This is a genomic window from Burkholderia sp. Z1 (assembly GCF_014893795.1).
Lineage (GTDB): Bacteria > Pseudomonadota > Gammaproteobacteria > Burkholderiales > Burkholderiaceae > Burkholderia > Burkholderia theae.
The window spans coordinates 1,221,076-1,241,689 of the sequence record NZ_JACFYL010000002.1 but is presented as its reverse complement, the minus strand read 5'-3'; the positions used below and the strand labels follow the sequence as shown (position 1 = coordinate 1,241,689).

Here is a 20,614-nt window from a genome sequence, read left to right as displayed (position 1 = left end):
ACAATTCCCTGCCATGGCAGATATTCCGATGACCACCAACACCCTCCTTAACCAGCCGGCCGCCGAAGCGGCCCGCCGCGACGCACCAACCGCGCTGATCGTCGCCGCGCTGCTGCTCGTCATGCTGCTGTCCGCGCTCGACCAGACGATCGTGTCGACCGCGCTGCCGACGATCGTCGGCGAGCTCGGCGGCCTCGACCAGCTGTCGTGGGTTGTCACCGCGTACCTGCTGTCGTCCACCGTCGTGCTGCCGCTGTACGGCAAGCTCGGCGACCTGTACGGCCGCAAGATCGTGCTGCAGGCCGCGATCGTGCTGTTCCTCGCCGGCTCCGCGCTGTGCGGCGTCGCGCAGGACATGACGCAGCTGATCGTGCTGCGGGCGCTGCAGGGGCTCGGCGGCGGCGGCCTGATGGTCGTCACGATGGCGGCGATCGGCGATCTGGTTCCGCCCGATCGCCGGGCGCGCTATCAGGGGATGTTCGGCGGCGTCTACGGCCTCGCGACCATCATCGGCCCGCTGCTCGGCGGCTTCCTGGTCGAGCACCTGTCGTGGCGCTGGATCTTCACGATCAACCTGCCGCTCGGCTTTCTCGCGCTCGCGGTGATCGGCATCGCGTTCCGGCCGCATACCGCGCACGTGAAGCACCGGATCGACTACATGGGTGCGGCGTTCCTCGCGACCGCCCTCACCTGCGTGATCCTGTTCACGAGCGAAGGCGGCTCGCTGCTGCCGTGGACGTCGCCGCAACTGTGGATGACGCTCGTGCTCGGCCTCGTCGCGATCGGCGGCTTCATCTACGAAGAACGGCTCGCGGCCGAACCGATCATCCCGCTCGAGCTGTTCCGCCATCGCACCTTCGTGCTGGTCAGCCTGATCGGCTTCGTGGTCGGCACCGCGCTGTTCGGCTCGGTCACGTTCATTCCGCTCTACCTGCAGGTCGTGAAGGGCTCGACGCCGTCGCAGGCCGGGATGCAGTTGCTGCCGATGATGGGCGGGATGCTCGCGATGTCGGTGATCAGCGGCCGGCTGATCTCGCGGCTCGGCTCGTACCGGATGTTTCCGATCGCGGGCACGCTGATCGGCGGGATCGCGCTGGCGCTGCTGTCGACGCTGACGCTCGATACGCCGCTGCATACGATGTACGCCTACATGGCGCTGCTCGGGATCGGCCTCGGGATGGTGATGCCCGTGCTCACGCTCGCGGTGCAGAACACGGTCGAGTTCCGGCACATGGGTGTCGCGACGTCGGGCGCGACATTGTTCCGCTCGATCGGCAGCTCGATCGGCGTCGCGGCGTTCGGCGCGCTGTTCTCGCACGGGCTGCAATCGCGGATGCTGCAGGCGCTGCCGGCCGGCACGGAGTTGCCGCCCGCACTCGGCCCGAGTGCCGTGCACCAGTTGCCGGACGCGGTGCGCGACGTGTACCTGCATGCGTTCGCAGGCTCGCTGCATGTCGTGTATCTCGCGGCGGCCGTCGTGGTGGCGATCGCATTCGTGCTCGCGTGGTTCGTCGAGGATGCGCCGCTGCGCAAGCACAACTGACCGGCTGGCGAGCGGGGTCGCGGCAGCACCGCGATGCGACCGTCAGGCCGCATCGCGATCCGCACCCGCCTGCGGTTACGGCACCAGCACCACCGCCCCCGTCGTCGCACGCGACTCCAGCAACCGGTGCGCATCGGCCGCCTGTTCGAGCGGCAGCCGCGCGCCGATCTCGACGTGCATGCCGCCCGCCAGCCGTTCGAGCGTCGCGCGCGCGGCTTCGCGATACCCGGCGACGTCGCGCGCGATGAAACCAAGCACGCTCGGCCGGGCCAGCGCGATCGAGCGGGTCGGCCCGAGTTCGTCGAGGTCCAGCGTTTGCCGCGCGCCGATCGCGGCAACCTGCCCGATGCTCGCGACCATCCCGAATGGACGGATCGCGCCGAGCGTACGCGTCAGCACGTCGCCACCTATCCCGTCGATCGCGTAATCGACCCCCGCGCCGCCGCCGAACGCACGCGCGGCCGCGACGAAATCCTCCTCGCGATAATCGACGACCGCCTCCGCGCCGTGCGTGCGCACGAGCGCGGCTTTCGCGGCCGACCCGACCGTGCCGATCACCCGCGCGCCGAGCGCACGCGCCCACTGCGTCGCCAGCAGCCCGACGCCGCCGGCCGCCGCGTGCACGAGCACCGTGTCGCCGGCGCCGACCTGCCGGACGCGATGCAGCAGCATGTAGACGGTGATCCCTTTCAGCAGCCCGGCGGCGGCCGCGTCGTCGCTCAGGCCGTCGGGTATCGGCAGCACGCGCTCGGCCGGCATCGTCCGCAGGCTCGCGTAGCTGCCGGTCGGCATACCGGCGTACGCGACACGCTGGCCCGGGACGAGCTCCGTCACGCCGGCCCCGACCGCGTCGATCACGCCCGCCGCCTCGACGCCGAGCGCATCCGGCAGCGCGGGCAATGCGTGCGCGCCCGTCCTGAAATAGATGTCGACGAAATTCACGCCGATGGCGGTCTGGCGAATCCGCACTTCGCCGGCACCGGGCGGCGCGACGGGCGCATCGACACGGCGCAGCACGCCGGCGTCGCCGTAACAATCGATCCCGATCCGGATGGCGGTGGTTGTTTGGGTCATGACGTTCCTCGCAATCGAATGAAGTGACACGATCATCCCATCGTGCATAATCGAACGGAATTCACGTTTCTCGCCCATTTACTGTGCAAAATTCGACCGACCACGCTCAAGATCCCGCTGCCGCGTCTGCACTGCCGATGAGTTGGGACGACATCCGCTACTTCCTCGCGGTGATGCGCGGCGGCAGCCTGTCGGCGGCCGCACGGGTGCTGCAGGTTCAGCATTCGACGGTCGCGCGGCGCATCGACGCGCTGGAGTCCGCGCTCGGCATCCGGCTGTTCGACCGGCTGCCGCGCGGCTGGCCGCCGACCGACGAAGGGCTGCACCTCGCCGAGCACGCCGCGCGCATCGAAACCGACACGCATGCGTTCGCGCGCGCCGCGCAGGGCGCGGCGGCACTCGACGGCGTGGTGCGCGTGTCGGCGTCGCCGGTGTTCGCCAGCCATTTCCTCGCGCCGCGGCTCGCCCGCGCGCAGCACGCGTGGCCGGCGCTGCGGATCGACCTGATGGGCGAGATGCATGCGGCGAACCTGTACGCGCGCGAAGCCGATCTCGCGGTGCGGCTGTCGCGGCCGAGCGAGCCGGGGCTCGCCGCGCGCCGGCTCGGCACGATGCGCTTCGCGCTGTGCGCGTCGCCGGAATGGGCGGACGCGCCGCCCGACACCTGGCCGTTCGTCGGCTACGACGACGCGCTCGCGCAAACGCCGCAACAGCAGTGGCTCGAACGCTTTGCGGCCGGGCGCCGCTTCGCGTTCGTCACCAACGACCTGGCCGCGCAACATCGCGCGTGCGCGGCGGGGGCCGGCGTCGCGCTGCTGCCCAGGTTTCTCGTCGACGATCCGGCCGTGCACGCCGGTGCGCCGCTCGTCGAGCTGACGGCCGCGCCGCGCTGCGACATCGAGCGCGAGATCTGGCTCGTCGTCCATCCGGACGTGCGCCGGTCGCCGCGCGTGCAGCGTGTCGCGGATGCGATCGCGGATGCTGTGCACGCGGCGGACGGGCGGCTCTGACGCCATAGCCCGTCAGCACCGCCGCGGCGGGCCGGCCTCGATCCCCGGCGGGTTGCGCCCCGCAGATGCGCCGCTCAGGATTGCCGTGCGGGCGACGCCTGACGCTCGCCGGCACCGGCCGGAAGGCCCTGATGCGACGCCGAGCGCCGATGATCGATCAGGCCGACCGCAACGGCCGCCGCCAGCGCGGGCAGTCCGATCGCCATGAAGTTCTGTTCCAGCGGCAGATCGATGCCTACCAGCAGACCGATGACGATCGGCGCCAGGATCGCGCCGCTGCGACCCACGCCCAGCGTCCAGCCGATGCCGGTCGAGCGGATCGCCATCGGATAGAACTGCCCCGCATACGCGCAGTTGACGATCTGCGTGCCGATCGTCGAAGCGCCGGCGACGCCGACCAGCACGAACAGCAGCGCGGTCGGCATCGGGTAGCCGAGCAGCGTGATCGACACCGCGGCGAGCAGATACATCGACACGAGTACCGTCTTGATCGGAAAGCGATCGGCCAGCCAGCCGCCACCGATCGCGCCGACCATCGCGCCGGCGTTCAGCACCAGCACGAAGGTCAACGCGGAGCCGAGGCTGTAGCCGGCGCTCGCCATCAGCCTCGTCAGCCACGAGCTGAGCGCATACACCATGAACAGGCACATGAAGCAGGCGATCCAGAACATGACCGTGCTGAATCCACGACCGTCGTCGAACAACTGGCGAACCCGCGCGCCGCCCGCCGTGTCCTCGCGCGGAACGACATAACAGTCGCCCGGTTCGCGCCGGTATGCGGGATCGAGCCGGCGCGCGATACGTGCGAGCTCGTCGGTCCTGCCGCGCCGGATCAGGAACGGCAGCGATTCCGGCATCCATTTCACGAACAGCGGGACGAGCAGCACCGGCGCGGCCGCGGCGACGAACACGGACTGCCACCCGAACGCCTCGATCATCCCCTTGCCCATCACGGCCGCCAGCATGCCGCCGACCGAATAACCGCTGAACATCAACGTCACCAGCGTACTGCGCATGCGGCGCGGCGAATACTCGGTCATATGGGCTATGACGTTCGGCATCACGCCGCCGATGCCGATGCCCGCCAGGAAGCGCGCGGCGCCGAACAGCGCGGGCGTCGGCGCCAGCCCGGCCGCCGCGGTAAACACGCTGAACAGCGTCAGGCAGGCCGCGATGGCCCAGCGGCGCCCGATCCGCTCGGCGATGGTCCCGAACACTATGTTGCCGAACATCATGCCGAACAACGCCGAGCTGACCATGAATCCGGCCTGCGCCGGGCTGACGCCCATCTCCTTCATGATCGCCGGCAGCGCGATGCCGGCCACCGCCAGGTCGTACCCGTCGAACACGATGATCAGCGCGCACCAGAACAGCACGACGCCGTGCAGCTTGCCCAGCCGCGCATCGTCGGAAAGCGCCTTCAGGTTGATTTGACGCATGGAACTTCCTTCTTTTTTACAGAGGGGATTCAGGCCCGACGGTAGCCATCGCATCACGCGCGCTCGAACCAATACGATCGCTCAGCCTATCGATTTAGTAGTTGTACGAATCATCATCGCGAAATGCGCAGCTGTCCGTCCGGATGCCGGCGCAGTGTAGGAAGCCACAATGATTTCCACTATCCGGAATTTGCAGGCGGCGCGCGAATTCGATCCGTTTTTCTCGTGCCGCACGCCGCGCGCTATCCGGATTTTTCCCCGGCGGGAGCTGGACTATCCGATTCTTGCGAAACTTTCGACAAGCCTGACAAAGATCAATATCATCCTTTCAGGATATCTCGCTCACAAGAGAAACCGATGTGGCACGACGCGCATCCGCGGCCAGCCGGATGTGCCGCACGACAAGCGCCACACAGGAGACGCCCCATGCCCCTCACCGCGAATGCGGACGTGCTGTCCGCGCTGTATCGGAATTGCGTGTTTCGATCAGGATTGCGCACGGATGCGCACGAGCAGGTCTCGCTGGAACTGGCCGAGCATGCGCTGCGCTGGAAGCAAGGCGTACCCGACGCAGCGCTTTTCAAGGGGCAACTGAATCACCTGAGCGTCTATGCGTTGCAGTACGGCGCCGAAGTCGAGGTCGCCCCGCGCCCGTTCGACGGCTTTTCGCTCGTCCACACGTCGCTCGCGGGCGGCGCCGAAATCGAGTGCGACGGGCACGTGATGGGCGTGTCCGAAGGGCGCACCGCCGTGCTGGCGCCGACGTCGCGCGTCCGCCTCCGCTGGCGGTCCGGCACCCGGCAACTGATCGTCAAGGTGCCCGATTCGCTGATGCGCGCGGTCTGCGGCCGCCGGCCCGACGAAGCGGCGCCCGGCCTCGCGCCGGGATTCCTGTTACCGACGGCGCTTGCGTCGCAATGGGATCTGATCGCGCAGTCGCTGCTCAACGTGCTCGCCGTTGCCGACGACGGCGGCATCCGCGCTGAATGGCGCGACCACTTCGAACGAAGCCTCGCGCTATTCCTGCTCGTGCATTGCCCACCGTCGCCCGCTGCCGCGCAGGCCGGCCCGGCACTGCAAGCGCGCGGCGCGCCGGCGCAAGCCGGATCGCGTGGCGGCATCCGGCAGATGGATGCGCTGCACGAATTCATCCACGCGCGGCTCTGCGCGCCGATCTCGCTCGAAGATCTCGCCAGGGCGGCCGGCGTCAGCCTGCGGACGCTGAACGTGCTGTGCCGGCGCTACCACGGCGCGACCCCGATGGCGCTGCTGCGCAACATCCGGCTGGACGCCGCGCGCGTGCAGTTGCTGACCGACCCGGTGGCCAGCATCACCGATACAGCGCTGACGTTCGGCTTCGGGCACCTCGGCCGCTTTTCCGCGTACTACTTCGCCCGCTTCGACGAGTTGCCGCGCGACACGCAGAAGAAGCGGCAGCCGAACTGAACGCCGCGGCGCCGGACGCACGGCCGGCGGCTTTACGTGTCACGCAATCGCCCGCATAGTCATGGTTTGCCCTCATCCCGGCCCTGCCACCCCGTCACCATGTCCACCACGCCAGCCGCCTGCATCGTCCGCGACGCGACCGACGCCGACCTCACCGCGATCCACGCGATCTATGCGCACCACGTGCTCCACAGCGTCGCGTCGTTCGAGGAAACGCCGCCCGACGCCGCCGAGCTGCGCGCGCGCCGCGACGCGGTGCTGCGCGACGGGCTGCCTTATCTCGTCGCCGAATGCGACGGTCGCGTGGCCGGTTATGCGTACGCGACGCCGTACCGTACGCGCCGCGCGTATTGCTTCACGATCGAGGATTCGATCTACATCGACGACGCGCAGCGCGGGCGCGGTGTCGGCCGTACGCTGCTCGCGGCCCTGATCGCGCGCTGCGAGGCCGGCCCGTGGCGGCAAATGATCGCGGTGATCGCCGACGGCGGCACCGGCGGCTCGACGTCGCTGCATCGCGCGTTCGGCTTCGAGCCGGCCGGCACGCTGAAGGCGGTCGGTTTCAAGCACGGCCGCTGGATCGACACGGCGCTGATGCAGCGCCCGCTCGGCGACGGCGCGCACACGCTGCCCGCCTCGCCCGAGCCCGCCCCGTCGCGCTAGAATGGCCGCATGGCAAAACAGACTCATTCCACACCCGACGAGGCCGCGGCGGATTCCCGCAACGAGTACACGGTCGACGAACTCGCGCGCGTGTCCGACACGACCGTGCGCAACGTTCGCGCGTACCAGGACCGCGGGCTGCTCGCGCCGCCGGAGAAACGCGGGCGCGTCGGCATCTACGACGACACGCACGTCGCCCGCCTGAAGCTGATCAACCACCTGCTCGCGCGCGGCTATACGCTGTCGAACATCCAGGACCTGATCAAGGCGATCGACGAAGGCCACGACCTGCGTTCGATCCTCGGCCTCGAAAACGCGATCGGCGGCCGCTGGTCGCACGAACTGCCGAAAACCTATTCGCTCGCCGCCCTCGCGCAGATGTTCGGCCCGCAGGCCACCACGCAGCTTTCCCGCGTGACCGAGCTCGGCCTGCTCGAACGGCACGGCCTGTCGTTCGTCGCGAAGAGCCCCGCGCTGCTCGAGGCGGCCGCCGCGATGACGAAGGAAGGCATCCCGCCGCGCGAGCTGCTCGACGTGATCAGCCTCGCGCGGCCGCACTTCGACGCGATCGCCCGGCTGCTCGTCGACCTCGTCGTGAAGCGGCTCGACCGCTACGACGCCGACACGCTGCCGCCGGCCACCGACGTGCCCGAACTGGTCGACGCGATCTGGCGCCTGCGCCCGCTCGCGGCCGTGTTCGTCGAAGGCGAGACGAACCGCGCGCTCGAAACCGCGGCAAGCGCGTATCTCGGCGGCCGCGTCGCGACGATCCTCGACAAGAAGCTCAGCGACGAGGCCGCGCGGCAGTCCGGCACGCCCGATTCTTCAGATATGCAAGGCGACGGCGACAAAGCATAGGGTCGCCGCCGTCATATTGATATCGGCAATGCTTCGTTTGCGGGCGTGATCGCCCGTGCGACGATTCTTCCAACCGAGCGGCACCGGCCGCTCCCCGAAGACGTTTCGCATGGAGTCCGTTCGATGATTCGTTTCACCCGCTGGATCACCCGCACCGCTGCGACGGCGCTCGTCGCCGTCGCAGCCACGTCGGCCTTCGCGCAGGGCAGCGCCGACAAGGTCGTGCGCATCGGCTACCAGAAGGCCGGCCTGCTGTCGGTCATCAAGGCGCAAGGCTCGCTCGAAGCGCGCCTCAAGCCGCTCGGCTATGGCGTGCAGTGGTTCGAATTCCCGGCCGGCCCGCAACTGCTGGAAGCGCTCAACGCGAACAGCATCGACTTCGGCTATACGGGCGCGCCGCCGCCGGTGTTCGCGCAGGCCGCCGGCGTACGCTTCGTGTACGTCGGCGCGGAGCCGCCGTCGCCGCACAACGAAGCGGTGTTCGTGAAGGCCGATTCGCCGGTCCGTTCGCTCGCCGACCTGCGCGGCAAGAAGGTCGCGCTGCAGAAGGGCTCGAGCGCGAACTACCTGCTGCTCGAAGCGCTGAAGAAGGCCGGCGTGCGCTACGACGAGATCCGCCCCGTGTACCTGCCGCCCGCCGACGCGCGCGCCGCGTTCGAGAGCGGCAACGTCGACGCGTGGGCCGTGTGGGATCCGTACTACGCGGCCGCGCAGAATTCGCTGAAGATCCGCACGCTGTCCGACTACACGGGCCTCACGCCCGCGAACAACTTCTACGAGGCCACGCGCGATTTCGCGGAGCAGCATGCCGACGTGGTCGGTGCGATCCTGAAGCAGGCGCGCGAGACGGGCCTGTGGGTCAACGGGCATCCGGCCGAGACCGCCGCGCTGATCGCGCCGAAGGTCGGCCTGCCGTTGCCGCTCGTCGAGACGTGGATCAAGCGCGTGCCGTTCGGTGCGGTGCCGATCGACGAGAAGATCGTCAAGGTTCAGCAAGGCGTTGCCGATGCGTTTTATGGGGCGAAGCTGATTCCGCAGAAGCTGAGCGTCGCAGACAACGCGTGGACCGATAAACGCGTGGCGACGGCGGTCGCGGCGAAGTAACGCGCGGCGCAGCGCGGACGCGTTCGAAAAAAAGGCCGACGGGCACCCTGCCCGTCGGCCTTTTGCGTTCTTCTGGAATTTTCGGTGAGCCGCGGGACGAACTGCCGGCGTTCGGCCACTGCCACTTGCAACCCGTCCATGAATGACGGCTTAACGCTCGATACCGGGCCGATCACCGGAAGAAATTCGCCAGCTTTCTCGAATCGTCTCTCGCAGTGCCGCAACGGCCGGGCTGGCATCGGTCGATCCCTGTATCCAGGACAACCCGCTCTTTCCGATCCAGTGCGGCCAGATTGCCAGTTCGCAGGCCTGAGCCCCGGCCTGCGCCTCGGTGCGACGTAGAATGCCAGCTCCAACCCCGCTGCTGATCATGCTGCGCAAGACACCGTCGCTGTCCGCCACGTATCGCGCATCAGGCATGTGTCCTGCATCCCGAAACAGATCAAGCGCGGCAGCGTGGAGCGCACATTCCGGCACGCTCACGATCCATGGCAGGCGCGCAATATCCGCCAGGCTCAAGTCGCCGGCTTGCGCGGCGTAGTTTGGCGGCAGCGCGACGACCAGATCTATCTCCGACAGTCGGTCGACCGATAGCGCTGTTGCGGAAACGTCGGCCAACGTGAAACCACCGTCCAGTTCCCCGCTGCTCACACGCTCCACCACATCGCCCGATACGGCCTGGTGAAGGGTGACGCGGATATTCGGGTGGCGCAATCCGAGCGCGAGCAATGCATCGCCGACTCTCAACGGTACGGAGTCGCTCAATGTTCCGATCCGGAGTTCGGCCGACAGTTGCCCACGTTCTTCGGCAGCGACGCTTTTCACGCGACCGGCGGCCCGGAGCGTGTGCTCGGCCTCGGCCAGCAGCTTGCGGCCGGCTGCCGTGGGAAACATTCCCCTGGACGTTCGCTCGAACAACTGGACACCCAGTTCCTCTTCAAGGCCCTTGATCTGCGCGCTCGCGGCCGGAATGCTGAGATGAAGCCGCTCGGCCGCCCTGGTCAGGCTGCCTTCTTGCGCGACTGTGACGAACGCCTTGAGTTGATACAGTTCCATGCCGTCATTCTGCACGAGGTCGCCGCGGCGGTTTTATCAAAAATCCGAAAGCGGGCTTCCGAACAAGTGAATGGACGATGAACAAACGCTTTCATCACAATCCGTCCGGTTCGATCACGAGAAAACGGATGTGAAGATGCGCGCAGCGAACACCACGATGGCAGCGGCAGACACGGGTTTCGGGAAAGGGGTGATCTTATGTATTCTCGCCACGGTGTCATGGGGCAGCCTCTTCCCCGTCATGACGAAAGCCCTGCGCATTCTCGACCCCTTCACCTTCACGACCCTGCGGTTCGGCATTGCAGCTGTGCTTTTTGCCGTCCTCCTCTGGCGCCGCGAGGGTAAGCAGGCCTTTTCGCTGGAAGGGCGTGGCCTGCTCACCTGGTTCATGGGAACCCTCGGATTCGCCGGCTTCGGTTTGCTGGTATTCATCGGCCAACGCATGGCCGGCATTGAAGGCGCGTTGATCGCCTCCGTGATGATGGCCACGCAACCGATGTTGAGCCTGCTGGTGAACTGGGCGATCAACCGCATTCCACCCCGGCCACTTTCACTCTGCTTTATCGTCCTGTCATTTGCGGGCGTACTGCTGGTCGTGACCAAAGGATCCATCAGCGACGCGATGAAGTCCGCACAGCACCTTACCGCTGCGGCCATCATCGTCGGAGGCGCGCTGTGCTGGGTGATCTACACCGTCGGAAGCACATTCTTCAACGGCTGGTCGCCGTACCGCCATACGGCACTGACGACACTTCTCGGCATGATCAGCCTGGTAGTCGTGAACGGTGTCCTCTTCGCAACCCGAGGCCTTGCGCTGCCCGATGTGTCGCAGCTGGAACGCGTGTTGCCATACCTTCTGTACACCGCGTGTGTACCGGGCTTTATCGGCGTGCTGTGCTGGAATCTTGGCGTGAGGATCGTGACGCCAGTCAATGGTGTTCTGTTCATGGACGTCATACCGGCCACGGCGTTTGCCATTTCCGCCTGCCAAGGCGTCGTACCTGTGAAGGCACAGATCATGGGCGTCGCTTGTACGGCATCGGCGATCGTCTTGAACAATCTCTATCTGCGTTCCCGTGTGACCCGACGCGAAATCTTGTGACTATTCATGTAGTCGGCCGTTGATTACATCCCTGTTTCATCCGTGGCCGCAGGCGGCAACTGCCGCACGTCGCGCAGGCGACGCACGCGGGACCCCGCAAATTTCGATGCGCTACCGCGAATTCATTGCACGCAACCTATACTTTCAAAATCATTTCGTCTGCGACAAGGAGGCGCAAACGTGCCCTATGTGCTTCGCGCGGCATCCCGCGCGGTCATTCACGCAAGACCCATGACTACTGTCGTATGAAGAGGACATCATGACGCGCAAATACATCGATTGCCGGGAATTCCCGAGCGAAATGAATTGTTCCGTTGCGCTATCCGCGGATTCCGAAAACGAGTTGCTCGAGGCCGCCGTCCAGCATGCGGTCACGGTTCACAAGCATGCCGATTCGCCGGAGCTGCGTTCGCAGCTGAAAACGCTGTTTCATGACGGCACACCGCCCGTTGAAGCACCGCGTCACGCGTAATGCTGGCGCGACCGATTGAAGAGCAGCGACCACCTCACGACGGCCATCTGCCAACAACGCATCTGCGTTGACCGTCGCTGCTCATCTTGCCGAAATCTTCTTCTGTGTGTGGTCCAGTCGGGCGGCTATGGAAGGTCGGCTATCGTGCGAATACGTCGCGGCCGGGCCGAACTTGCAGTTCCGCGTTCGACCACGAACGGACAGTCGGCGCCACTCCCCGGACCGTCAACGATTTGCCCGCCACGCGTCCCTTGTGACATGGCTTGACGCGTATAACCGTCAATTGCAATGTAGGATTTGCCCAAGGTCGTGGCAGGGCAAAGTCCGTCATCCGGCACGACTCGATCACGGGCGGTTGTCCGGAAAATCGGCCGTCGTTGAAACTGACCTCAGTCAATGCCAGGGGAATCACGTCAATGCGAACACACCAGCTTGAACTATTCGCGGACTACTTCCAGTTCTATCTTCAAGACGAGATCGCGGACGGAGATCTATCGGTGGCGTGGGACGACGCGGCAGTGGAGCGCATGTTGGCCGTTACGGAAGACCAGGACGTGATCGGGCTTGGTACTGTTCGAAACATGCACGTACCCGTGACGCTGGAATTCTTGAGTGAGGCGCCTGCGAATGATCTCGCCAACTTCGATCACGTGGTTGAAGGCACGTTGATCATTAACGTGGGACCGCTTGTCGTGGCTGGCTGCATGGACTATTTCCCGGATGCCGCCCGATTCGAACTTGAACCCGGGACATACAGAATCAGGCTCTCCTGTTCTGGCTTGGGGACGCTGTCGGAAGACGGACTTGAAGGACAAGACCACTATCTTGTTCAGCTGTGGCCGGCAGTGCCTGTCGAGCCAACCGTGCTTAAGCAACATCTCAACGGCTGAATTCGGCCAGTAGCAGCGCTTCGGGTGTGTTCGACACATGACGGTCGCTGAGCCGAAGCGGCCATGACGTGACGGGTTAGTTGCCCCGTTTGGCAAAACCTCCGCCAGAAGCGCAAGACTTACGGATGGAAGGTTTCGCCACGGTTCAGCATGTCGACGAATTCCGCGATTTTGCGCGCCCTCGTTTCCGGCTTTTTGGCGTTCTGTATCCGATACAGGATGGCATAGCGGTTACGGCTGTTCAGGGTTGCAAAAAACTTCCTGGCGCCCGGATTTGCATCCAGAGCCGCCTGCAGGTCGTCCGGCACGACCGATTGACTGGCCGACGTATAGGCAGCCTCCCAGCGGCCGTCCTTCCTGGCCTTCTCGATTTCGCTCATGCCGGGCGGGCGCATTCTGCCTGCGGCGATCAGCGCTTCAGCCCTTTCCTTGTTGAGTTTGGACCAGATGCTTTTTGCGGTGTGCGGGGTGAAGCGTTGTAACCAGTAATGCTCGCTCTCAGCCTGCTTTTTGCCATCGATCCAGCCATGGCAAAGCGCGCTTTCCAACGCCTGTTCGTAGGTGACAGTCCGCTGCCCGGTGCCCTTTTTTGCCAGACGCAGCCATGCACCGGTCGAACTGCTGCCGTGTTGCCCCAACCAGCTTTCCCATTCGATCTGACTGGTAAAGGTTAGAGCGCTTTCGGTCATGTCGCTATCCTGAATGGTTCAGTCCATGTGCGGGGAAGGCGTTCGCAGTCTAGCGGTTTTCATAAGAACATCAACGTCCGTGGTGCGGCCCATGACCGGTCGCTCGGCAGCCACGGGCCCACCCGCTTACTTCAACGCCCCCGCCACCTTCTTCTGCCGCCACAGACACAGCAAATCACAAGCAACATGCGCGGCCGCAATCGCCGTAATGTCCGCATGATCGTAAGCCGGCGCCACCTCGACGACATCCGCGCCAACCAGATTCACCGCCCCGAGCGCACGCACGATCGCCAACGCCTGCGCGGACGACAACCCGCCCGCGACCGGCGTCCCCGTCCCGGGCGCGAACGCCGGATCGAGGCAATCGATATCGAACGTCAGGTACGCGGGCCGCGCGCCGACGATATCGACGATCCGCTCGACCGCCGCGCGCGAACCATGGTCGTGCACCCACGCGGCGTCGAGCCGCTCGATCCCGAGAAAATCGTCGTTCCACGTGCGGATGCCGACCTGCACCGACGTCGCCGGATCGATCAGCCCTTCCTTCACCGCCTTGTAGAACATCGTCCCGTGATTGAGGCTGTCCGGATCGTCGTCGGCCCACGTATCGCAGTGCGCGTCGAAATGGATCAGCGACAGCGGCTTGCCGTAGCGCTCCGCGTGCGCGACCAGCAGCGGATACGTGATGTAGTGGTCGCCGCCGAGCGTCAGCATCTTCGCGCCCGAACGCAGGATCGTGCGCGCATGCTCGATGATCGCGGGCTTGATCGACAGCGGGTTGTGCGCGTCGAACCAGCAGTCGCCGTAGTCGACGGCCGCGAGATCGTCGAACGGATTGAAGCCCCACGGATACGGATTGAGCTCCGCGAGCTGCACGCTCGCCGCGCGGATCGCAGCCGGCCCGAGCCGCGCGCCCGAACGATAGGTCGTTGCGAGGTCGAGCGGCACGCCGGAAATCGCGACGTCGACGCCGTCGAGCACACGCGAATAGTTGCGGCGCATGAACGACAGCACACCCGCATAGGTGTTTTCGATCGAGGAGCCGTACGGCGTCGTGCGACGGATCGCGCCATCGCCGTGGAAAAGTTCGGTCATGGTCGAACCTGTTTTCGTGGGGAGCCGGCTCCGCCCCGCTTCGCATTGGCGCGCGGGCCGGGCACGGCAGGGATTCATCGGGCACGCACCGGCTTGCGCCTCCAGTCGCGCGGCCGGGCGAGACAACGACAACGGCAATACGGCGGCGATCATAACAAGCCGAATTGAAGCCGTTGCCCCGGTTCAACCGGGGCAACGCGTCGAAGCAATCCGGCGGCCGCATCGGCACCGTTTCCTAGAAGGATTCGCCGGTTTTCGCACGCCTTTTCTTCCGGATAATGGCCGGCAGCCGCGCCGCCGACGGCGCGCCGTCCACCGCAGACAACAACAAACCGGAGACACCCGCCTTGATCGCCACGCTTCCCGCCACCTACCGCCGGCTCTGGCCGCTCGCCGTCGCCGCCGCGCTGCTGTACGGGCTGTCGCTCGCCGTCGCGCCCTATCCCGGCCAGGCCGCCGCGAAAGCCGCGATGGGCATCCTGTTGCTCGCAGCCGGCAGCACCTGCGGCGCGCGGCGCGAACGCGCGTGGCTGTGCGCGGCGCTCGCGACCGCCGTGCTCGGCGACGTGCTGCTCGCGCTGCCCGACTGGCCGCTGTCGTTCGTCTTCGGCCTCGGCGCGTTCCTGCTCACGCATCTCTTCTATTGCGCGATTTTCTTCCGCTGGCGCGCGCGGCCGCACGGCTGGCGCATCGTCGCGCTCGTCGGGCTGTGGATCGCCGCGCCGGCGTTCTACCTGGCCTTCCTTCCGCACCTCGGCGAACTGCTGGCGCCGGTCGCCGTCTACATGCTCGTGCTGTGCGTGATGGCGAGCTTCGCGCTCGCCGCCCGCACGCACGGCCCACTGGTGGCCGTCGGCAGCCTGGTCTTCGTCGGCTCCGATACGCTGATCGGCGTCGGCCGCTTCCTCGGCGGCTTTCCCGGCATCGACTACCTGATCTGGGGCCTCTATGCGCTCGCGCAGGTCATGATCGTGGCCGGGGTTTTCCATGAGATCGCCGCCCGATCGATCCGCCCCTGATTCCGTTTCAAACAGACCGCCGCGCGCCGGCGGTCCCGTCCACCACGTCTCCCGCCCCATCGACGGGCCTTTCCGTGAATTCCGCATTGCGGAAACCGGCCCGTTCCAAACCCCGCTCAGCCTTTTCCCGTCTGGTTTCCGGCCCTTAGAGCGGCGCTTCTAGCCTCTTGCGGTTTCCGGGCTCACCCACTATCGTTACATCAAACAATGTAACATTCGAAAATGAGCCAAATCGGAGACACCCGGATGAATGCTCGCACGTTGCCTTTCGGTCCGCCCGGCCACGACGGCCAGGACGAAACCATCGATATCGCCATCATCGGCACCGGCTTCGCCGGTCTCGGGATGGCGATCCGCCTGCGGCAAACAGGCGTCACCGACTTCGTCGTCCTCGAGAAGGCCGCGTCGGTCGGCGGCACGTGGCGCGACAATCATTACCCCGGGTGTGCATGCGACGTGCAATCGCACGTCTATTCGTTCTCGTTCGCGCCGAACCCGCGCTGGACGCGCATGTTCGCGCCGCAGCCGGAGATCCGCGCGTATCTGGAAGACTGCGTGCAGCGCTTCGGGGTCGGCCCGCACCTGCGCCTGAACCACGAACTGCAGCGCGCCGAATACGACGAAGCCGCGCAGCGCTGGCGCCTCACGTTCGCGAACGGCAAGCGGCTGTCCGCGCGCGTGCTGGTGTCGGGGATGGGCGGCCTGTCGCGCGCCGCGCTGCCGGCCATTCCCGGCGTCGAGAACTTCAAGGGCCGCGCGTTCCATTCGCAGCATTGGGATCACGACTACGCGCTCGAAGGCAAGCGCGTCGCGGTGATCGGCACCGGCGCGAGCGCGATCCAGTTCGTGCCGCAGATCGCACCGCGCGTGAAGGAACTCGCGCTGTTCCAGCGCACGCCGCCGTGGATCATGCCGAAGCCGGACCGCAACCTGAGCGGCCTCGAGAAGTGGCTGTTCCGCACGCTGCCGTTCACGCAGAAGGCCGTGCGCAGCGGCATCTACTGGATGCTCGAATCGCGCGTGCTCGGCTTCGCGATCCATCCGTCGCTGATGAAGAACGTGCAGAAGCTCGCGTTGCGCCACATCCGCAAGCAGATTCCCGATCCGGAGCTGCGCAAGACCGTCACGCCAAACTACACGCTCGGCTGCAAGCGCGTGCTGATCTCGAACGACTACTACCCGGCGCTGTCGCGCAAGAACGTCGACGTGATCACGACCGGCATCGACCACATCGAGGCCGACGCGGTCGTAACGACCGACGGCAAGCGCCATGAAGTCGATTGCCTGATCTACGGCACCGGCTTCCAGGTTGCCGATCCGTTCCCGCGCGGCGCGATCGTCGGCCGCGGCGGCCTCGACATCGTCGATGCGTGGCGCGACGGCGCGCACGCGTATCTCGGCTCGACGCTGCCCGGCTACCCGAACTTCTTCATGATCGTCGGCCCGAACACCGGCCTCGGCCACAACTCGATGGTGTTCATGATCGAGTCGCAGATCGAATACATCCTCGGCGCGCTGCAGGCGATGCACCGCGAGCGTGCGGATGCGATCGAGGTACGCCCGCTCGTCGAGGCGCAGTTCAACAGCGACCTGCAGGGCAAGCTGAAGAAGGCGATCTGGTCGACGGGTGGCTGCAAGAGCTGGTATCTCGACCCGCGCACGGGCAAGAACACGACGCTGTGGCCGGGCTTCACGTGGCGCTTCCGTCAGGCGACCGCGCGCTTCTCGATCGCCGATTACCACGCATATCGCGCGCCGCAACACGACACGATCGCGCGGCCCGTCGCCGCGCCCGCCGCTTCCGCTTCCACTTCCGCCGAAGCGGCCTGAGCCAGACAAGGAGCCACCGACATGAGAGATTTCGCCAACAAGGTCGCCGCGATCACGGGTGCCGGCTCGGGCATGGGCCGCTCGCTCGCGATCCAGCTCGCACAGGCCGGCTGCCACGTGTCGCTCGCCGACAAGAATGGCGTCGGCCTCGCGGAAACCGAACGGATCGTCCGCGCGATCGCGCCGAACGTGCGCGTGTCGACGCGCATGCTCGACGTCGGCGAACGCGACGCGATGTTCGCGTGGGCCGACGACACCGCGAAGGAACACGGCAAGGTCAACCTGATCTTCAACAACGCGGGCGTCGCGCTGTCGAGCACGATCGAGGGCATGGAATACAGCGATCTCGAGTGGATCGTGAACATCAACTTCTGGGGCGTCGTACACGGCACGAAGGCGTTCCTGCCGCACCTGAAAGCATCGGGCGACGGCCACGTGATCAACACGTCGAGCCTGTTCGGGATCTTCGCGCAGCCGGGCATGAGCGGCTACAACGCGACCAAGTTCGCGGTGCGCGGCTTCACCGAATCGCTGCGCCAGGAACTCGACATGATGAAGTGCGGCGTGTCGGCGACCTGCGTGCATCCGGGCGGCATCCGCACGAACATCGCGCAGGCCAGCCGCGTGTCGAAGAACATGGTCGGCTTCATGGTCGCGAGCGAGCAGCAAGGCCGCGACACGTTCGAGAAGTTCTTCATCACGACCGCCGACGACGCCGCGCGCACGATCCTCGCCGGCGTGCGCCGGAACAAGCGTCGCGTGCTGATCGGCCGCGATGCGAAGGCCGGCGACTGGATGGCGCGCATCCTGCCGTCCGCGTATCAGGCGCTCGTCGTGCTGGCGACGCGCCGCGAAGCCGCGAAGGCCCGCCGCCAGACCGCACACGGCACGCCGGCGCCCGCGCCGCTGCACGCCACGTACAACAATGCAGGCAATCAGGGAGGAGAACAATCATGACGACCCCGAACATGATGCCGGTGCGGCGCGACATCCGTTTCGCGCTGCCCCCGGAGCGCGCGCGCGACTGGCACGTGCAGGGCGTGCCGGTCACGCACTTCATGAATGCGCTGTCGCTGCTGTTCCCGGCAGGCGAACGCTTCTTCATGGATTCGGTGCGCAACTACCGCGACCAGATCGAGGATCCCGAGCTGAAGAAGCAGGTGCTCGGTTTCATCGGACAGGAAGCGATGCACACGCGCGAGCACATCGAATACAACGACCTGCTGCAAGCGGCGGGCCTGCCCGCGCACAAGCTCGACAAACGGCTGTGGACGATCCTCGGCTGGTTCAGGAAGGCGTTGCCGCATTCGATGCAGCTCGCGATCACGATCGCGCTCGAGCACTACACGGCGATCCTCGCGAACCAGCTGCTGTCGGGCCACGAGCACCGGATCGACGGCTCGGTCGAGGGCTACCAGCAGATGTGGATGTGGCACGCGATGGAGGAAACCGAGCACAAGGCGGTGTCGTACGACGTATGGACCACCGTGATGAAGCCGGGCCTCGGCAGTTATCTGCTGCGTACGGGCACGATGCTGACGACGACGGTGTTCTTCTGGACGATCGTGTTCGACTTCCACGTGCGCCTGATGCGCGCGCACCGTCGCGAGCACGGCAAGTTCGGCGGGATGTGGCGCCTCGTGAAGTATCTGTACAGCCCGAAGCATGGCGTGTTCCCGAGCATCGCGCGCGAATGGCTCGACTACTTCCGCCCGGGCTTCCACCCGTGGGATCACGACAACCACCAGTACCTGCAGGGGCTCGACACGCTGCTCGAGAACATCGACGCGACCAACGCGCGTTATGCGGCGCAAGCTGCCCCGCGTCGCGTGCCGCTGCACCCGGTTCCGCAAGCGTGACGCCATGGCCCGCGCCCACGAGATGCTGACCGTCCAGTCCGGCGACGTGAAACTCGCCGTCTATGCAAGCGGGTCGCGGCGCGCGCCGCCGCTGATTCTCGTGCACGGCTACCCCGATTCGGCGGCCGTGTGGGCGCCGATCCGCGCGCGGCTGTCGAAGCGCTACCGCGTGATCGCGTACGACGTGCGCGGCGCCGGCGCGTCCGATGCGCCGCGCCGCCGCGCCGACTACACGCTCGCGCGGCTCGCGGACGACCTGAAGGCGGTGGCCGACGCGACCTGCGGCGGCCGGCCATTCCACCTCGTCGGCCACGACTGGGGCTCGATCCAGTGCTGGGAGGCCGTGACCGACCCCGCGTTCCGCGGCCGGATCGCGTCGTATACGTCGATCTCGGGCCCGTGCCTCGATCACGTGTTCCGCGCGAAGATGCGGCTCAAGCAGAGCCTGAAGTCGTGGTACATCGCGTTCTTCCATCTGCCGGTCGTGCCGTCGCTGGTGTGGCGGCTCGGCGGCGCGGCACTGTGGCCGCGCTGGCTGCAGCTCACCGAACGCGTGCGCGCCGAGCGCGACCCCGTGCAACTGAAGAACGCGCTGAACGGCCTGCAGCTCTACCGCGCGAACTTCCTGGCGCGGGCGCGCAAGCCGCGCGAACGGTACGCGCAGGCACCCGTGCAGATCCTGGTACCCGTGCGCGATCGTTACGTGACGCCCGAGATGTCGGTCGACCTCGACCGCTGGCTCGGCGACCACGTGCGCGAGGAAATCGACGGTACGCACTGGATCGTGCTGCGCCACCCCGACATGATCGCGTCGCGGATCGACCGCTTCGCATCCGCGCACGAACGGCCGGCGGTCGCGAACGCCGCGGTTCAGCGCCCGGTCGGCGCCGGCAGGCGTCTGAACAGCGTCTCGTAGTCGACGACGAGCCCGTCGTCGTCGATGTCCATCTCGGCCGTGAAATTCCGGAAGATCCCTTCGTAGCGGTAGCGCCGGCCCGGCTCGATGCATGCGTAGGCCTGCTTGACCGGCGTGACCTTCAAGTCCGGCGTCGAGATGTACGCGACGTCGATCGGCCGCCGTTCGCCGCGTGCGAGCCCGAGGCGGCCGATCGGCAGCGAATTCGTGAACGGCGTCGCCGCGATGTCGATATCGATGCAGCCGTCCAGTTCCGGCAGCGCGCGGCCCGCGCCGTCGTGCCAGTGGCCTGCGCCGTCGCCGCGCAGTTCGAGCGTGCCGCCGCCCATCACCTTGAGCACCGCGTAGGTCACGCGCCAGTGCGGATCGCATTCGACGCGATACGCGAGCCCGTACGCGCGGCCGTAGCGCTGGCCGACCACCGCGCTTTCGACGAAGATCCCGCCGCCGCTCCGGTCGAACGTCAGATGTTCGACCCCGTCGCCTTCGAGCGACGCCCAACGCACTTCACGCATCGTTTCGCCTCCCGGTTTCCTTGATGCGAAGGAT

General features: G+C 66.3%; 20 protein-coding genes. 14 read left to right on the top strand and 6 right to left on the bottom strand.

Annotated features, from left to right (window positions below; translation table 11 throughout):
• Positions 1 to 28: 28 nt before the first annotated feature.
• Complete coding sequence (locus tag H3H55_RS22615) at positions 29 to 1,543, top strand: MDR family MFS transporter (RefSeq protein WP_193100280.1); 1,515 nt, start codon at positions 29 to 31, stop codon at positions 1,541 to 1,543.
• 75 nt (positions 1,544 to 1,618) lie between these two features.
• Here H3H55_RS22615 and H3H55_RS22610 read toward each other — a convergent pair whose 3' ends face one another.
• A complete protein-coding gene (locus H3H55_RS22610; protein ID WP_193100279.1) occupies positions 1,619 to 2,617 on the bottom strand; it encodes a quinone oxidoreductase family protein in 999 nt (332 codons plus the stop codon).
• A 137-nt stretch (positions 2,618 to 2,754) separates the two neighbouring features.
• Between H3H55_RS22610 and H3H55_RS22605 the strand changes: the two genes are divergently transcribed.
• A complete protein-coding gene (locus H3H55_RS22605) occupies positions 2,755 to 3,627 on the top strand; it encodes a LysR family transcriptional regulator (RefSeq protein ID WP_193100278.1) in 873 nt (290 codons plus the stop codon).
• A 74-nt stretch (positions 3,628 to 3,701) separates the two neighbouring features.
• On the opposite strand, the gene H3H55_RS22600 is transcribed toward H3H55_RS22605, so the two are convergent.
• Entirely contained in the window at positions 3,702 to 5,066 is a 1,365-nt protein-coding gene (locus tag H3H55_RS22600) for an MFS transporter (protein ID WP_193102105.1), read from the bottom strand.
• Between the two features lie 426 nt (positions 5,067 to 5,492).
• Between H3H55_RS22600 and H3H55_RS22595 the strand changes: the two genes are divergently transcribed.
• From H3H55_RS22595 to H3H55_RS22580, 4 genes are all read left to right on the top strand, one after another.
• A complete protein-coding gene (locus H3H55_RS22595; RefSeq protein ID WP_193100277.1) occupies positions 5,493 to 6,512 on the top strand; it encodes an AraC family transcriptional regulator in 1,020 nt (339 codons plus the stop codon).
• 99 nt (positions 6,513 to 6,611) lie between these two features.
• Entirely contained in the window at positions 6,612 to 7,175 is a 564-nt protein-coding gene (locus H3H55_RS22590) for a GNAT family N-acetyltransferase (RefSeq protein WP_129515181.1), read from the top strand.
• 9 nt (positions 7,176 to 7,184) lie between these two features.
• Entirely contained in the window at positions 7,185 to 8,033 is an 849-nt protein-coding gene (locus H3H55_RS22585; protein ID WP_129515182.1) for a MerR family transcriptional regulator, read from the top strand.
• A 123-nt stretch (positions 8,034 to 8,156) separates the two neighbouring features.
• Positions 8,157 to 9,137 (top strand): sulfonate ABC transporter substrate-binding protein, encoded by a 981-nt coding sequence (locus H3H55_RS22580; protein ID WP_048247443.1) that lies wholly within the window; start codon positions 8,157 to 8,159, stop codon positions 9,135 to 9,137.
• A 150-nt stretch (positions 9,138 to 9,287) separates the two neighbouring features.
• Here H3H55_RS22580 and H3H55_RS22575 read toward each other — a convergent pair whose 3' ends face one another.
• A complete protein-coding gene (locus H3H55_RS22575; RefSeq protein ID WP_193100276.1) occupies positions 9,288 to 10,193 on the bottom strand; it encodes a LysR family transcriptional regulator in 906 nt (301 codons plus the stop codon).
• 70 nt (positions 10,194 to 10,263) lie between these two features.
• Between H3H55_RS22575 and H3H55_RS22570 the strand changes: the two genes are divergently transcribed.
• The 3 genes from H3H55_RS22570 to H3H55_RS22560 all read left to right on the top strand — a co-directional run bounded on the left by H3H55_RS22570 (position 10,264) and on the right by H3H55_RS22560 (position 12,657).
• Positions 10,264 to 11,295, top strand: coding sequence for a DMT family transporter (locus H3H55_RS22570; RefSeq protein ID WP_226800348.1), 1,032 nt, complete (start codon positions 10,264 to 10,266; stop codon positions 11,293 to 11,295).
• 259 nt (positions 11,296 to 11,554) lie between these two features.
• Positions 11,555 to 11,767 carry a DUF1059 domain-containing protein gene (locus H3H55_RS22565; RefSeq protein WP_048247441.1) on the top strand — a complete coding sequence of 71 codons (213 nt, stop codon included), beginning with the start codon at positions 11,555 to 11,557 and terminating at the stop codon, positions 11,765 to 11,767.
• A gap of 377 nt (positions 11,768 to 12,144) precedes the next feature.
• Complete coding sequence (locus tag H3H55_RS22560; RefSeq protein WP_226800347.1) at positions 12,145 to 12,657, top strand: hypothetical protein; 513 nt, start codon at positions 12,145 to 12,147, stop codon at positions 12,655 to 12,657.
• 119 nt (positions 12,658 to 12,776) lie between these two features.
• Here H3H55_RS22560 and H3H55_RS22555 read toward each other — a convergent pair whose 3' ends face one another.
• The gene (locus H3H55_RS22555) at positions 12,777 to 13,346 is read right to left on the bottom strand and encodes a YdeI/OmpD-associated family protein (RefSeq protein ID WP_193100275.1); all 570 of its coding nucleotides are present in this window, start codon (positions 13,344 to 13,346) and stop codon (positions 12,777 to 12,779) included.
• A 126-nt stretch (positions 13,347 to 13,472) separates the two neighbouring features.
• A complete protein-coding gene (gene speB / locus H3H55_RS22550) occupies positions 13,473 to 14,441 on the bottom strand; it encodes an agmatinase (protein WP_193100274.1) in 969 nt (322 codons plus the stop codon).
• Positions 14,442 to 14,788: 347 nt separating this feature from the next.
• On the opposite strand from speB, the gene H3H55_RS22545 reads away from it, so the two are divergent.
• From H3H55_RS22545 to H3H55_RS22525, 5 genes are all read left to right on the top strand, one after another.
• Positions 14,789 to 15,460 carry a lysoplasmalogenase gene (locus H3H55_RS22545; protein WP_193100273.1) on the top strand — a complete coding sequence of 224 codons (672 nt, stop codon included), beginning with the start codon at positions 14,789 to 14,791 and terminating at the stop codon, positions 15,458 to 15,460.
• A gap of 246 nt (positions 15,461 to 15,706) precedes the next feature.
• Positions 15,707 to 17,290 (top strand): flavin-containing monooxygenase, encoded by a 1,584-nt coding sequence (locus H3H55_RS22540; protein WP_193100272.1) that lies wholly within the window; start codon positions 15,707 to 15,709, stop codon positions 17,288 to 17,290.
• A 21-nt stretch (positions 17,291 to 17,311) separates the two neighbouring features.
• Positions 17,312 to 18,247, top strand: coding sequence for an SDR family NAD(P)-dependent oxidoreductase (locus H3H55_RS22535; RefSeq protein ID WP_193100271.1), 936 nt, complete (start codon positions 17,312 to 17,314; stop codon positions 18,245 to 18,247).
• Positions 18,244 to 19,149, top strand: coding sequence for a metal-dependent hydrolase (locus H3H55_RS22530; RefSeq protein ID WP_048247432.1), 906 nt, complete (start codon positions 18,244 to 18,246; stop codon positions 19,147 to 19,149). The genes H3H55_RS22535 and H3H55_RS22530 overlap by 4 nt, the downstream gene beginning before the upstream one ends.
• Before the next feature lie 4 nt (positions 19,150 to 19,153).
• The gene (locus tag H3H55_RS22525; RefSeq protein WP_129515189.1) at positions 19,154 to 20,065 is read left to right on the top strand and encodes an alpha/beta fold hydrolase; all 912 of its coding nucleotides are present in this window, start codon (positions 19,154 to 19,156) and stop codon (positions 20,063 to 20,065) included.
• Here the strand turns inward: H3H55_RS22525 and H3H55_RS22520 are convergent.
• A complete protein-coding gene (locus H3H55_RS22520; protein ID WP_193100270.1) occupies positions 20,020 to 20,580 on the bottom strand; it encodes a putative glycolipid-binding domain-containing protein in 561 nt (186 codons plus the stop codon). The genes H3H55_RS22525 and H3H55_RS22520 overlap by 46 nt on opposite strands.
• Positions 20,581 to 20,614 lie beyond the last annotated feature (34 nt).

Bases quoted from the DNA above. Each gene is read 5' to 3' on its own strand.
- H3H55_RS22615 (WP_193100280.1), top strand. From the start codon at position 29: ATGACCACCAACACCCTCCTTAACCAGCCGGCCGCCGAAGCGGCCCGC.
- H3H55_RS22610 (WP_193100279.1), bottom strand. From the start codon at position 2,617: ATGACCCAAACAACCACCGCCATCCGGATCGGGATCGATTGTTACGGC.
- H3H55_RS22605 (WP_193100278.1), top strand. From the start codon at position 2,755: ATGAGTTGGGACGACATCCGCTACTTCCTCGCGGTGATGCGCGGCGGC.
- H3H55_RS22600 (WP_193102105.1), bottom strand. From the start codon at position 5,066: ATGCGTCAAATCAACCTGAAGGCGCTTTCCGACGATGCGCGGCTGGGC.
- H3H55_RS22595 (WP_193100277.1), top strand. From the start codon at position 5,493: ATGCCCCTCACCGCGAATGCGGACGTGCTGTCCGCGCTGTATCGGAAT.
- H3H55_RS22590 (WP_129515181.1), top strand. From the start codon at position 6,612: ATGTCCACCACGCCAGCCGCCTGCATCGTCCGCGACGCGACCGACGCC.
- H3H55_RS22585 (WP_129515182.1), top strand. From the start codon at position 7,185: ATGGCAAAACAGACTCATTCCACACCCGACGAGGCCGCGGCGGATTCC.
- H3H55_RS22580 (WP_048247443.1), top strand. From the start codon at position 8,157: ATGATTCGTTTCACCCGCTGGATCACCCGCACCGCTGCGACGGCGCTC.
- H3H55_RS22575 (WP_193100276.1), bottom strand. From the start codon at position 10,193: ATGGAACTGTATCAACTCAAGGCGTTCGTCACAGTCGCGCAAGAAGGC.
- H3H55_RS22570 (WP_226800348.1), top strand. From the start codon at position 10,264: ATGGACGATGAACAAACGCTTTCATCACAATCCGTCCGGTTCGATCAC.
- H3H55_RS22565 (WP_048247441.1), top strand. From the start codon at position 11,555: ATGACGCGCAAATACATCGATTGCCGGGAATTCCCGAGCGAAATGAAT.
- H3H55_RS22555 (WP_193100275.1), bottom strand. From the start codon at position 13,346: ATGACCGAAAGCGCTCTAACCTTTACCAGTCAGATCGAATGGGAAAGC.
- speB (WP_193100274.1), bottom strand. From the start codon at position 14,441: ATGACCGAACTTTTCCACGGCGATGGCGCGATCCGTCGCACGACGCCG.
- H3H55_RS22540 (WP_193100272.1), top strand. From the start codon at position 15,707: ATGAATGCTCGCACGTTGCCTTTCGGTCCGCCCGGCCACGACGGCCAG.
- H3H55_RS22535 (WP_193100271.1), top strand. From the start codon at position 17,312: ATGAGAGATTTCGCCAACAAGGTCGCCGCGATCACGGGTGCCGGCTCG.
- H3H55_RS22530 (WP_048247432.1), top strand. From the start codon at position 18,244: ATGACGACCCCGAACATGATGCCGGTGCGGCGCGACATCCGTTTCGCG.
- H3H55_RS22525 (WP_129515189.1), top strand. From the start codon at position 19,154: ATGGCCCGCGCCCACGAGATGCTGACCGTCCAGTCCGGCGACGTGAAA.
- H3H55_RS22520 (WP_193100270.1), bottom strand. From the start codon at position 20,580: ATGCGTGAAGTGCGTTGGGCGTCGCTCGAAGGCGACGGGGTCGAACAT.